The 12,681-nt window shown below is 50.5% G+C and carries 15 protein-coding genes; 7 read left to right on the forward strand and 8 right to left on the reverse strand.

Features of this window, described 5'->3' with window-relative positions; genetic code table 11:
- Together BDT_RS17760 and BDT_RS17765 are read right to left on the reverse strand one after the other, a co-directional pair.
- Entirely contained in the window at positions 1 to 819 is an 819-nt protein-coding gene (locus tag BDT_RS17760; protein WP_015092628.1) for a hypothetical protein, read from the reverse strand.
- 140 nt (positions 820 to 959) lie between these two features.
- Positions 960 to 1,319, reverse strand: coding sequence for an MGMT family protein (locus tag BDT_RS17765; protein ID WP_015092629.1), 360 nt, complete (start codon positions 1,317 to 1,319; stop codon positions 960 to 962).
- Positions 1,320 to 1,398: 79 nt separating this feature from the next.
- Here BDT_RS17765 and BDT_RS17770 point away from each other — a divergent pair, with 79 nt between their 5' ends.
- Positions 1,399 to 2,943, forward strand: a complete 1,545-nt coding sequence (locus BDT_RS17770) for an AbgT family transporter (protein WP_051026335.1) — start codon at positions 1,399 to 1,401, stop codon at positions 2,941 to 2,943.
- Positions 2,944 to 2,981: 38 nt separating this feature from the next.
- On the opposite strand, the gene BDT_RS17775 is transcribed toward BDT_RS17770, so the two are convergent.
- The gene (locus tag BDT_RS17775) at positions 2,982 to 3,905 is read right to left on the reverse strand and encodes a hypothetical protein (RefSeq protein WP_041578079.1); all 924 of its coding nucleotides are present in this window, start codon (positions 3,903 to 3,905) and stop codon (positions 2,982 to 2,984) included.
- 219 nt (positions 3,906 to 4,124) lie between these two features.
- Between BDT_RS17775 and BDT_RS17780 the strand changes: the two genes are divergently transcribed.
- From BDT_RS17780 to BDT_RS17790, 3 genes are read left to right on the forward strand one after another with little or no spacing between them, the layout of a single operon-like run.
- A complete protein-coding gene (locus BDT_RS17780) occupies positions 4,125 to 5,258 on the forward strand; it encodes a sensor histidine kinase (RefSeq protein ID WP_041578081.1) in 1,134 nt (377 codons plus the stop codon).
- Complete coding sequence (locus BDT_RS17785) at positions 5,242 to 5,718, forward strand: response regulator (protein ID WP_015092633.1); 477 nt, start codon at positions 5,242 to 5,244, stop codon at positions 5,716 to 5,718. Before BDT_RS17780 ends, BDT_RS17785 begins: the two co-directional genes overlap by 17 nt.
- A complete protein-coding gene (locus BDT_RS17790; RefSeq protein ID WP_015092634.1) occupies positions 5,718 to 7,787 on the forward strand; it encodes a hybrid sensor histidine kinase/response regulator in 2,070 nt (689 codons plus the stop codon). The genes BDT_RS17785 and BDT_RS17790 overlap by 1 nt, the downstream gene beginning before the upstream one ends.
- Here the strand turns inward: BDT_RS17790 and BDT_RS17795 are convergent.
- The 3 genes from BDT_RS17795 to BDT_RS17805 are packed head-to-tail and all read right to left on the reverse strand — an operon-like array spanning position 7,760 to position 9,081.
- A complete protein-coding gene (locus BDT_RS17795) occupies positions 7,760 to 8,149 on the reverse strand; it encodes an acyltransferase (protein ID WP_041578083.1) in 390 nt (129 codons plus the stop codon). The two genes, BDT_RS17790 and BDT_RS17795, sit on opposite strands and share 28 nt — an antisense overlap.
- An 11-nt stretch (positions 8,150 to 8,160) precedes the next feature.
- Positions 8,161 to 8,706, reverse strand: a complete 546-nt coding sequence (locus BDT_RS17800; RefSeq protein ID WP_015092636.1) for an SRPBCC family protein — start codon at positions 8,704 to 8,706, stop codon at positions 8,161 to 8,163.
- A gap of 15 nt (positions 8,707 to 8,721) precedes the next feature.
- A complete protein-coding gene (locus BDT_RS17805; protein WP_015092637.1) occupies positions 8,722 to 9,081 on the reverse strand; it encodes a DUF1428 domain-containing protein in 360 nt (119 codons plus the stop codon).
- 108 nt (positions 9,082 to 9,189) lie between these two features.
- Between BDT_RS17805 and BDT_RS17810 the strand changes: the two genes are divergently transcribed.
- Both BDT_RS17810 and BDT_RS17815 read left to right on the forward strand, forming a co-directional pair.
- On the forward strand, positions 9,190 to 9,606 hold the full coding sequence (locus tag BDT_RS17810) for a VOC family protein (protein ID WP_041578084.1): 417 nt from the start codon (positions 9,190 to 9,192) through the stop codon (positions 9,604 to 9,606).
- On the forward strand, positions 9,603 to 10,076 hold the full coding sequence (locus BDT_RS17815; protein ID WP_015092639.1) for an SRPBCC family protein: 474 nt from the start codon (positions 9,603 to 9,605) through the stop codon (positions 10,074 to 10,076). The genes BDT_RS17810 and BDT_RS17815 overlap by 4 nt, the downstream gene beginning before the upstream one ends.
- 16 nt (positions 10,077 to 10,092) lie before the next feature.
- Here BDT_RS17815 and dkgB read toward each other — a convergent pair whose 3' ends face one another.
- Entirely contained in the window at positions 10,093 to 10,893 is an 801-nt protein-coding gene (dkgB, locus tag BDT_RS17820; protein WP_041578085.1) for a 2,5-didehydrogluconate reductase DkgB, read from the reverse strand.
- Between the two features lie 197 nt (positions 10,894 to 11,090).
- Here dkgB and BDT_RS17825 point away from each other — a divergent pair, with 197 nt between their 5' ends.
- Positions 11,091 to 12,281, forward strand: a complete 1,191-nt coding sequence (locus BDT_RS17825) for an MFS transporter (RefSeq protein WP_041578086.1) — start codon at positions 11,091 to 11,093, stop codon at positions 12,279 to 12,281.
- Here BDT_RS17825 and BDT_RS17830 read toward each other — a convergent pair.
- Positions 12,278 to 12,544 carry a TFIIB-type zinc ribbon-containing protein gene (locus tag BDT_RS17830; protein ID WP_015092642.1) on the reverse strand — a complete coding sequence of 89 codons (267 nt, stop codon included), beginning with the start codon at positions 12,542 to 12,544 and terminating at the stop codon, positions 12,278 to 12,280. The two genes, BDT_RS17825 and BDT_RS17830, sit on opposite strands and share 4 nt — an antisense overlap.
- Between the last annotated feature and the right edge of the window lie 137 nt (positions 12,545 to 12,681).

A 12,681-nucleotide genomic window follows, 5' to 3' on the forward strand; every position in this document is an offset into this window, starting at 1 on the left:
TTACCCCGCACAGAATGGAAATGAGAGATGAATATGATCGTTATGCAAACTGTTTCCGCCAAGCTCTGAACCCGGAATACCAATCGAGCCGCTGTATTCCCGCTGACCCGGCCGGCATTTCGATGGCATCGTGTCCTTCCAGCACTGGCGGAAGGCATTGTAAAACTTGGCCGTCGTGCCCTTAAAGTCCCGCACATGGGTGCTGACCGAAGTCGCCTTGCCGGTGCGGTCGTAAATAATGAACTTCACAATATCAATCGCGCGGGCGTAAGCATGCATGCTCAAGCTTGAAGAATTTCGGGCATTGCGGTTCACGTAAGTTCCCCAGTGACGGATGAAGACCCGCTCTGGTTGCGAATACCCTGCCGCCAACGAACCCTTTTCCACGCAGCCAAAGAAGTGCTTGTTCAAGTGCTCAGCATAGGCCGGCAGCACCGTGCCATTACCGCACTTGGTATCACTGTCATAACCACCGCGCACGATGGCCTCTTTGTCACAGCCATCCCAGGTTTTACCCAAGCCATATGCCAGCGTCTGGGTGCCAGGCTTGAAAGAGAAAAACAGACCCGCCAAAGGTGGCGTTGTTGTTTCCACCTCTTCTTCCTCTTCCGGGACACTCGGTGTGGTCGGAACTTCAGGATCAGGGGTTGCACCACCTTGAGCGCTGTCCGGATTCCCTGAAGCCCACTCGCCGTCTCCACTGGCACCAGCACATCCTACCACCAGGGACAGACCTGCCAAGACCAGCAAAAACCGAACTGAAATTTTATTTTTATTCGAGGACTCTAAGACACTTTTTAAGTTTGTGTGTTTTGCCATTGCCTGAGTCTTCTTTAACAACTCTGTAACTGAAAAGACCCTTAGACCAGTTTCCAGACCTATTTAAGACCAAAGAAGCGCAAACAAACAAACTTAAAACCCGCTACTGCAGCAGGTTTTACGAGGATACTCAGAACCGGTTAAGAAAACATGCGTGGCTTTTGCGAAGCGCGCTTCACCGGCGCCACTTTTTTCTTCCACTGAAAAACTGACATATCAATCACATCGCCTTCACCGAACTGCACACCTTCAGAAATTAAAAGCTTCTTTTGCTGACGATAGGATTTCGTCCCGGGCGGAAAAGAAATCTTTCCTTTCGAATTCAAAACCCGCTGCCACGGAAGCTTATGACTTTCAGAACAGGAATGCAGCAGCCACGCCACCCCGCGGGATCCTTGAGGCTTCCCCGCCAAGGCCGCGATCTGCCCATAGGTGGCCACTTTCCCTTCCGGGATCTTTTTGATCAGCTTAAGAACCTTCTCGGAAAATACTTCGCTCATAACTCATCTTACTTTGTCTTTAATATGTGACAAGTACTTACAAATATTAAAAGATATTCGCTTGAGGGGGAATTTCCACATGTCGAGCACTGATAATTCTGTAGAGTCCGGACCGTTGTATCGCTTTCTGCTAAAGGTGGAACGCGCGGGGAATGCCCTGCCGCAACCGGCTCTGATGTTCTTGTTGTTAACCATTTTGGTGGTTCTGCTGTCTGCGGTCATCAGTGGTTTGGGTGTTGAGGCCGTTCATCCGGTCAAAAAAGAAACCATCACGGCTGCGAATCTGCTGTCGGTGACGGGTTTGCACATGGTTTTGACCGACATGCTGAAAAACTTCACCGGCTTTGCTCCCCTGGGAACAGTTCTTGTGGCGATGCTGGGTTTCAGTCTGACGGAAAAAAGTGGACTTCTTGGCGCCCTGCTACGATTGCTGGTGATCAAGTCCCCGCGTCAGCTTCTGGTTCCGGCTGTGTTATTGGCGGGAATCATGTCCCACACCGCGGGTGATATCGGTTACGTGTTACTGATTCCTCTTTCCGCAATGGCCTTCCATAGCGCCGGTTTGAATCCATTGGCGGGTCTGGCCATCTGTTTTGCCGGTGTGTCCGGGGGCTTTGCCGCCAACTTCATGCTCAGCGTGGCCGATCCTGTTTTGTCCGGTCTTTCTCAAGAGGCTGCTCGCATTATTGATCCGGCTTACACGGTCACCCCGGTGGTGAACTGGTACTTCATGTCGGTTTCATCTGTTTTGATTATTGCTATCGGAACTTTGGTGGCAAAAAAGATCACCCTGCCATTTTTGGGCGAATACAAAGGTTCTGCCGAGCGCACCGCGCCTGAACCACTGAATGCTTATGAAAAAAAAGGCCTGCTATGGGCCGGTGTGGTCTTTGCGATCTTCGTTCTGCTGGTTTTGTGGGGCACAGTTCCTGACTCAGGATTCCTCAGAAATCCTGCCAATGGTTCTTTGCTGGATTCCCCATTCTTGAAGGGCATCATCCCGATGGTGTTCTTCCTGGCGGCCTTCACCGGTGTGGCTTATGGATTTGCGGCAAAGACTTTCAAATCCCAAAGTGATGTGACCAATGCCATGCAAGACGCCATGGTGACAATGGCACCGTACCTGGTCATGGTTTTCTTTGCGGCGCAGTTTATTTCTTTATTCAATTCGTCTAACGTCGGATTAATTCTGGCAGTGAAGGGTTCTGAGCTTCTGAAGGACATGCACCTGAGCGCCATCCCGCTGATGATTGGCTTTATCATTCTAACTTGTGTGGTGGATCTGTTCTTAGGAAGTGCTTCGGCAAAGTGGGCATTGATGGCCCCGGTGTTTGTGCCGATGTTCATGCTTTTGGGAATTGCGCCGGAACTGACACAAGCTTCTTATCGCGTGGCGGATTCCGTGGTGAATATTATTTCGCCATTGATGCCGTACTTCCCGCTGATTCTGGCGTTTGCGAATAAATATGATCAGAAAGCCCGCCTGGGAACGTTGATCGCCCTGATGCTGCCATATTCAATTGCCTTCACGATCTTCTGGTCGCTGTTGCTGTTTGTATGGATCTGGCTGGGTCTGCCTCTGGGACCGGGGGCAAATTTGCTCTATGTGATGCCAGGACAATAAATAAAAAAGCCGGGTCGCAAAACCCGGCTTTTTTATTTTTACTGTTTCCAGGACCGATACCAAATCGCATTGTCGTTGCCTTTCACGAACACCAGCGTTCGACCGCGCGCAGACGACGTGGCATCCGGGCCGGAGCTTAAACCACCGCCCAACGATTCCCACGCGGACCAGCCGCCGCTGTACCACTTGTGCCAGAGGGCATTGTCAGTGCCTCGCACATAGACATCAAGACGTCCATTGCCCCAGGAAGACACCCCCGGCGATGACGTTAGAACTCCACCCAGTGATTCCCAACCGGACCAGCCTCCCCAATACCAGATGTGCCAAAGAGCGTTGTCGGTTCCTCGCACGAACACATCGATGCGACCACTTGACCAGGACACTGCCGCAGGATCTGAAGTCAGCACTCCTCCGAGCGATTCCCAGCCGGACCAAGCTCCTCCAGTGAACCACTTGTGCCAGAGGGCATTGTCGCCACCGCGAACAAAGACATCAAGACGTCCCCCCGTCCAAGATGCTGCCGCCGGACCTGATGTCAGGAAGCCACCCAGTGACACCCAAGGCTGCCACACACCGTGACGGAAGGTACGCTGCCAGAGAGCGTTGTCTCCGCCTCGCACGAAGACATCGATGCGATTAGGGCCCCAACAAGCGGCCGCGGGTGAAGAGGTCAGGAATCCGCCCAGCGAAGTCCAAGAACCCCAGCTTGATCCATTCCAGTGACGATACCAAAGAGCATTGTCAGTTCCGCGAACGAACAAATCTGTGCGGAAGTTGCTGCGTGAACAGGTGGCCGGATCTGAAGTGCCAACTCCGCCAACGCTGGTCCAGGCGGACCACCCAGGGGGTTGTGGATCATCATGCAGTGGCCCGTAGGGCGCATCTGTCATCACAAAGCCTTTTGCTGTCAGCGATGTGGCTGTGACTAAAAACAAAATCAGAACTAATTTCGAGAAACGCATACCATCCTCCTTGATTCCTGCGTTGGTGAAAATTCTTTCACAGCCAGAAGGTAGCGAAATTAAAGGAAAGAGAAAGTTGATTCGCGTGCTTTGCCAAAATGAACTGCTAAGTGGTGCTAAAGAAAATCCGGTTGTGAAGACACACCTGTGATCAAACATATTGCGTCCGGAATTTTGCGTAAACAAACTAAAATTGTGCGTAGGAATAAAGGGGGATCTGTGGAAACTGTAGCCTTCGAGCATGAGAACCGGTTCAAAACCATTATCGAGTCTTTGCCAACAGGAATCGTCATGGTGAACAAAGCCGGCTTCGTGGTCCTGTGCAATGGTGAAATGGAAAAGATGTTTGGATACAATCCCGGCGAACTGAAAGGTTCTCCGATAGAACGACTTGTTCCCATGGGGTCACGCCCGCACCATCCCCAACACCGCGAAAGCTTCATGCAAAATCCGACCAAGCGCCAAATGGGTGCCGGCCGCGATCTGTCCGGTCTTTGCAAAGACGGCAAAGAAATCCCGGTCGAGATCGGCCTGAATCACATTGTCATCGACAACAGCAGCTATGCCATTGCTTCCATCGTCGATATCACTGAAAGAAAAACCATCGAAACACGGCTGAAGCACGCCTATGATGAACTTCAGCAAAAGAATCAGGAAATGGAACAGTTCGTTTACACCGTTTCCCACGATCTGAAGTCCCCACTGGTGACGAGTTCATCTTTTATTGAGTTTATCAAAGAGGACATCAAAAGCGGCAACATGGATGATGTCGCCGATTCCATCGACCGCCTGGAAAAGGCGCACAAGCGCATGCAGGAACTTATCAATGATCTGCTGCAGTTAAGTCGCGCCGGCCGCATGGAATTAAACCTTAGCGATGTCAGCATGAGCGACATCATCAACGAGATTCTGGAAAACTTCTCCAATCGCTTTAAAGACCGCAACATCGACGTGCAAGTGCCGGCAGATCTGCCCAAAGTCATCGGCGACCGGCGCCGCCTTTACCAGGTTTTGGAAAATCTGGTGACCAATGCCCTGAAGTACGGAACGGACATGCCCCAGCCGCAAATCCAGATCCTGACCAAAGACGCCCCCACTGAAATGCTGGTGGGCGTGAAGGACAACGGCCCGGGCATTGCACCTGCTTATCACCGAAAAATCTTTGGTTTGTTCCAGCGCTTGGACAACACCAAAGAAGGAACCGGAGTGGGGCTGGCGATCGTGCAAAGAATCATGCAACTGCACGGAGGGCGTGCCTGGGTTGAATCCCGTGAAAACGAAGGCGCCACGTTCTGGCTGGCCTTCCCAAAATTTTTCACCGAGCGAGGAGCCTTCGATGCAACCAAGTCATGATGAAGAACATCCATTAAGAATTCTGCTGGTTGAAGACAATGACGATCACGCCCTGATCGTCATGAGGAACCTCAAAAAAGAATCCTTTGTTCACAAAGTGGACCGGGTCAGCGACGGAGTTCAGGCCCTGCAGTATCTGCGAGGACTGACTCCCTATCAAAGCCGGGAAAAGCCGGACATCATTCTGCTGGATCTGAAACTGCCCCGCCTTGACGGGCACGAAGTTCTTTCGGAAGTCAAAGATGACGCCAAACTTCGCAAGATCCCCATCATTGTACTGACCACCTCAGACGCGGAAGTCGACAAACTGAAGGCCTACGACCTGCACGCCAACAGCTATCTGGTAAAGCCATTGCAGGCCGAAGACTTAAAAAAAATGGTCGAAAGCATGGCGACCTACTGGGGTATCTGGAATCGCAATATCAGCAAGCCGGAAGCCTCCCCTGAAAAGGAGCACTGATGTCACCGCTGAAGCCACTGAATATTCTGCTGGTGGAGGACAACGACGAACACGCCTTCATCATTTCGCGCTATCTTCGCCGCATAAAGGATGTGCCTGAGATCACTCTGGACCGGGCCGCGATGCTGAAGGCCGCCCTGCAGCTGATCGACGGCAAAAAATATGATCTGGTGCTGCTGGATCTGCGCCTGCCGGACAGCGACCTGGATGAAACTCTGCCACGCATGCAGTCGATACTCCCCGACGCCCCGATCATTATTCTTTCCGCCTTGGAGGATCGGGAGTTCGCCCTGAGAAAAGTGCATGAGGGTGCCCAGGACTACCTGTGCAAGTCCGAACTGTCCTCTGAAACCCTGGTTCGGGGAATTTATGCCGCCATCGAAAGAAAATCCGCCGAAGTTCTGATGCGCCAGCAGTTTGAACAAATGCAGACGCTATTTGATTTTTCCAAATTCGTCATGACCGAACCTTATCCAGAGCAAATGATCGAACATCTGCGCCAAAGCGCTTTGAAGTGCCTGAAGCTTTCCGCCGTCGAACTGATCCGCAGGGACTCTGAAAAAATGTCAGAAGAATTCGCAAAATCCAGCTTCTGGGGTCTGCAGACTCCGAAACTGCTGCTGGATGGTGATTTGGCGATGAAGCTTTCCTCTTTCCGGGACTTGCGGGAAGAGGGTTTCAACACTTGCCTGCTCGTGCCCGTACAGGGACTTGAAAAAAATCAGCTGTTTGGTTTGTTACTTCTGATGAACAAGGCCATCCGTCATTTCTCTGAGGAAGAAGTCCGCTTTATTCAGTCTTTGGTGAACACTCTTTCCATCGCCATGAGCCGTAACGCCCTTCACAAAGAGCTTGAAGAGCGCATTCAGGAGCTTCATGCCGCCCACAGGAAAAAAGACGACTTTCTGGCGACATTGTCCCATGAGCTGCGTACTCCGTTGAATATCATCAAAGGAGGCCTGGATCTTTTAAAGGGTTCTGATCCCAACTCGCGCGAATATCATGATGCGCTGGACGCCATTGAACGAAACCTGAATCATGAAATCCGTCTGGTGTCAGACACCCTTGAGATTTCCCGCATCACCACCGGCAAAACAAGACTGAATCTGAAAAAGATCATCGTGCAGGAACTAATTCAATCGGTTACGGAGTCCTTGGAAAGTGCGGCGTATGCCAAGAATATTTCAGTTCAACTGACTTGCAGCGAAGTGGCCACGCCAGCAGTGGTGGATCCGGATCGCTTCCGCCAGATTCTTTGGAATCTTTTGTCCAACGCAATCAAGTTCACCTCCAACGGCGGCCGTATCCAGGTCCGTTGTGAACGGCACGCTTCGCAGTTTAGCGTATCGGTTCAGGATTCCGGCCAGGGGATTGAAAGCGAAAACTTGCCGTATATATTTGAAAAATTCTGGCAGGAGGATTCGGGCATAAACCGCAAACGCATGGGACTGGGTTTGGGGCTTTCCATCGCCAAACACCTGACTGAACTTCACGGTGGCAACATCGAAGTCAGCAGCCCCGGTAAAAATCAGGGCGCCACCTTCCGTTTCCAGTTGCCATTGGTGTCAGTTGAAACCACACAGGGAGCGGCCCTGACCTTAAGCGGACAAAGTGAAAATCTTCAGTTTGTCGAAACCGAAACCCAGGGCTCCCTTTCAGGTTTGCATGTGTTTTTGGTGGATGATTCTGAAGATACACTTGTTCTGATCAAGCGCCTGCTGCAAAGAGAGGGTGCTTTAGTCACGGATACTTCTTTACCCAAGCAGGCTTTGTCACTTTTGAAAGAGGGCAAGTTTGATATTCTGATTTCGGACATCGGCATGCCCGAGATGGACGGCTATGAACTGATTCGTGCTTTACGGGACTGGGAAGGCCCGCGGAATCGCCACCTGCCGGCAATAGCCTTGTCGGCTTATACCAGCACTGAAGATATCAGAAAGGCGCTGGAGTCCGGATTCCAGCAGCACTTAAGCAAACCCAGTCCGATCAAAAACATTGTCAAAGAAGTCTTGCGGCTGACGGGGAAAACCCCGCCACGACCTCAGCCTCTTTTAAACAATGGCTTGTAAAGATGCCAGTATCCTGTGGCCGCCATTACATGCAAAGCAATCATCACCACAGGCATAATGACGTTTTCAAGACCTGGTGTCAGGAACGAATGGAAAAGGAAGATCTGCAGTGTGATCGGCGCCAGAACCACCAAAGCCAGAGGTGCTGCAAAGCCGCTCAACAACAAAGCCCCGCAGATGACTTCAGTCCCTTTAAGAACCGGAAAGAAATAAGGCGCTGCCATCATCCCACCCATGAAGGCCATCGCCCCTTCGGGCATAGTCGGTGGTGCCGGGATGAATTGCAAAAAGCCATTCAAACCAAAAACAAAGTAAATCAAACCCAGTAAATAACGGGAACCTGTTGCCAATTTAGATTGCATAAACTCTCTCCTTATTTCTGCTCAAGCTGTGTTTTCAAATTTATCAGGCTCTGATCCATATCCCGGATGATATGATCTTCGCCACCAAAGATCTTGTTAAAAAGGAAGCTCATCACGTTCATCGGAATGGACATTTCATCGTGCATGCCCATTGTCACTTTGGTCTGAGCAGCGTCCACTGATTCCGTGATCACGTAGGAATCAAAGCTGGCTTCCATCGGCACCTTAAAGCGAATTTCGGTGTCCACGCGGCTGTTGTCGACCAGATTTTTAATCTCTTGCTCGCCCACACCCACGTCTTTGACGGCACTTTCCCAGGTCACGATAAAGCCCACAGTCCCGTCTTCGCCCTTGTAGTCCATTTTGACTTTGGGATCTTTCAGAAACCACGCATTCCAAAGATTCTGGTGCTTTAACTGCTTCACATAAGCATAAACATCCGCTTGAGGCCGGTCGATGATGATATCACGACTAACCTTGAAATCTTTGGGTGCAATCAGACCCAACACCAAAAACAAAGCCACCAAAGAGCCAACTATAATTCCAAATGTTTTCATAAACCGTCCTGAATCCTACTTATCCACGATCGTCTTGAAGCCGCCATAAGCCATGCGTTTCATATTGAATGGCATCTTGTCCGGGGTCATTTCCTTCATTTTTGGATCATTCATCATCGCTTTGTTGGCACGATCGCGGGCCGCACGGGATTTATAGGTGATCCAGGAAAACACGATCACTTCATCGGATTTCGCTTTGGTCAACTTCGGAAATGGCAGGGCCCATTCAATATTCATGTCATCCCCGACACACTCTTTGTATTCCAAGGCCCCGTGCTTCAGAAAGATTTTGGAAGCCTGCATCGCCATCTTGCGATACTGGGCCATGTTCTTTTTGGGAACAGTCAGTACAAATCCGTCAACGTATTTTGCCATGTGATTCCTCCTGCTTGTGTTTTTATGTATTCCTTCGCACTCACTTGAGACTTATTGCCACATTATTAACAATATATGGAATCTGCCCACTTCTGGAAGGAGAAATGCATGGTAAACCAAATCTACGTGAATCTTCCTGTCAAGAATCTGAAAAGATCCATGGAGTTCTTCAGCAATCTGGGTTTTGAATACAACATGAAGTTCACCAACGACAGCGCCGCCTGCATGGTCATGGGTAAAGATATCTTTGCCATGCTGCTGGATGAAAACTTCTTCCAGACCTTCACCGACAAAAACATCATCGATGCCGGAAAAAACATCGAAGTCATCACCTGCTTTTCGGTGGATTCAAAAGAGCAGGTCGATGCGCTGATCGACAAAGCTAAAAAAGCCGGAGGCTCGTCCGCACGGCCGCCCACAGACTATGGTTTTATGTACAGCCGCAGTTTTGAGGATCTGGACGGGCATGTTTGGGAAGTTGTCAGCTATTCTGGCGAAGAGCCACCAAAGCAGGAGGACGTATGAACGATTTAAAAGTCGTACCCGCCGGGGATCGAAACATTGTTATCACACGCACCTTCAAAGCCTCGAAAGAAAAAATCTTTGATGCCTATACCAAGCCAGAACATCTGAAGCGCTGGCTCTTGGGGCCCAAAGGCTGGACGCTGCCAGTGTGCACACTGGATCCCAAACCGGGCGGCGAATATCACTATATGTGGCGCCATGAGGACGGCCGAGAAATGGGCATGCACGGAGTGGTCAAAGAAATCCATCGTCCCGATCACCTGCAGACCACAGAACTTTTCGATGAACCGTGGTATCCGGGCGAAGGCGTGAATGATCTGTCGCTGACCGAGGACGGCACCACCACTTTGCACACCGTGGTCTTGCGCTATGAATCCAAAACAGCGCGCGACATGGTATTACAATCCGGCATGCATCGCGGACTCAGCGAAAGCTACAATCGCCTGGAAGACCTTCTGCGGATCATGTAAGCAAACCTATCCTGAATCAATCCCACTCGGGTGCAAACGGCGGATTGGCCAGTCGCCCCGCGGAATCCAGTCTGGCAATAAGTTCTTTTTCTTCCGCACTTAAAAGACCCCGACGCGCCTGCAGATTCTTTTGCAGGTTCTGTCTTTTGGTAGACGACGGGATCACAACCATATCCTGATCCATCAGCCAGGATAAAACCACGTCGGCCGCAGTCACACCATGACGGTCTGCGATCTTCAGCAGCACTTCATCTTTCATGACCTTCCCATAAGCCAGAGGCATATAGGCTGTGACCGTCACCCCTACTGACTTCAAATAATCCACCAGCCTGCGGTTTTGTAAATACGGGTGAACCTCGATCTGATTGGTAAAGATGTTTTTTGCGCCCACAATTTCTACGACTTTCTTCATTTCACTGACCGGGAAATTGGAAACCCCGATCTCTTTGGTCAGCCCCTGGGATTTGGCCTGCATCAAAGCTTCGAGAGTCTCCGCCAGCGGCACCTTTCCCTCCGGGGAAGGCCAGTGAATCAATACCAAATCCACATAATCGGTTTGCAGCTTCTGAAGACTTTCTTTCAGGCTGGGAATCAGACGTTCTTTGGACAAATTCTCTGTCCAGATTTTAGTGGTCAGAAAAACATCTGCACGAGAAATCTTACTTTCAGTCAGTACCTTTCCCACTTCGGCTTCATTATCATAGATCTGAGCGGTGTCGATATGGCGATAGCCCAGCTCAAGTCCCATTCTTACGGAATTTTCGGCGTCAGCTCCCTTAAGGCGAAAGGTTCCCAGTCCGATTTGTGGTATTTTCATAAGGTTCTCCTGTTCAAAGATACGTTTTGATAAGACTAATTTAGCACTTTCACTGTTGCTGATTCAGACCTAAAACCGCAATTGATCTTTGACTGCAGATCAATAATCCCTTTAGGAATCCTTAGCGAATACCGAGCCCAGGTCAGCTTTCATCACTGTGCTTGCGCAAACTCACCAGCAGGCGTAGCTTCGGGACTATGAACACGGACACTGCACACCCTACCTTAACTCGCGGCTTGGTCCTGCTTCTGATGGCTGCCGTCGGAATCATCGTTGCCAACTTATATTATGCTCAACCCATCACCGCCATGATCAGTCAGGCACTGGGACTGGATCCCAGCGCTGCGGGTCTTGTCGTAACCCTTACTCAGATCGGATACGGACTGGGAGTTTTGCTGATTGTGCCTTTGGGTGACATCATCGAAAATCGCCGTCTGGTTCTGACCATGATGGGGATTGCAGTCCTGGGTGTTTTGGGATTGGCCTTTGCCTCGCAACTGACACCCTACTTTATCGCGGCTTTTGCCACGGGCCTTGGGGCTTCGACAGTGCAGATCCTTGTGCCCTACACGGCGCACTTTGCTCCGGAGATAAAACGCGGTCAGGTCGTCGGCAGTCTGATGAGCGGGTTGATGATCGGGATTATGCTGTCGCGTCCGATTTCAAGTCTGTTAACGGATTTGTTTTCCTGGCATGCAGTGTTTGTTCTTTCCGCGGCGCTAATGACCGTGCTGGCGGTCGTTCTTTACAAAGTCATGCCCGAGCGTCATCCCGAAAACAAGAATCTGCACTATTTTGATTTGCTAAAATCCATGGGGCGACTGTTTGTAGAAACACCAGTGGTTCGTCGGCGCGGGGCTTATCAGGCCTGCATGTTCGGAGCATTCTGTCTGTTCTGGACGGCGAGTCCCCTGTTGCTGGCAGGGCCGAAATTCAATCTGTCCCAATCAGCGATTGCGATCTTTGCCCTGGTCGGAGTTTCCGGCGCCGTGATTGCACCAATTGCGGGGAAAGCCGCCGACAAAGGTCACAGCCGTATTGCCACCATGATTGCTATGATCATCTCGGCCTTTTCATTCCTGCTAAGTCATTTCTTTGAAGGTGGCTCTACTGCAGCTTTGGCGGCACTGGTGGCTTCAGCCATCTTGCTGGATGCCGGAATCACCGCAAATCTGGTGATGGGCCAAAGGGCGATCTTTTCCTTAAAGGCAGAATACCGCAGCCGCTTGAATGGACTCTTTATCGCAACAATTTTTGTGGGAGGAGCAGTAGGCTCTACATTAGGTGCGTGGGCTTACGCCCGTGGCGGCTGGGAGCTGACATCGTGGGTGGGGTTCCTGATGCCAGCCCTCGCCTTTGCTTACTTCCTTACTGAAAAGAAGTCCTAGTCGAACAGCTCTTCCAGGAATGATTTTCTGCGCTTGTACGGCTTCTGATACTGATATGGCTGCTGCTGGTACTGAGGGGGTTGTTGATGTTGAACAACCTCTTCGCGTTTTGAAGCCGCATCATATTCTGCGGATCTTTCGATGATCTTATCAAGCTCTCCGCGATCCAGCCAGATGCCGCGGCATTCAGGGCAATAGTCAATTTCGATCCCTTTGCGTTCAGAGATCACAAGATTTGGTTCTTTGCAGTTTGGACATTTCATATTTTCTGCCTCCTGATGAATTCAATGTAGCTCAGGGCAGTTCATTTTAAAAATCGATAAACTTAATCAAGATGTTTGCTTAAAACAAAGTCTATGCAGGGATTTCATGCTGTCATTGTACTAAATTCCCGCTGAAA

Source organism: Bdellovibrio bacteriovorus str. Tiberius, assembly GCF_000317895.1.
GTDB lineage: Bacteria > Bdellovibrionota > Bdellovibrionia > Bdellovibrionales > Bdellovibrionaceae > Bdellovibrio > Bdellovibrio bacteriovorus_F.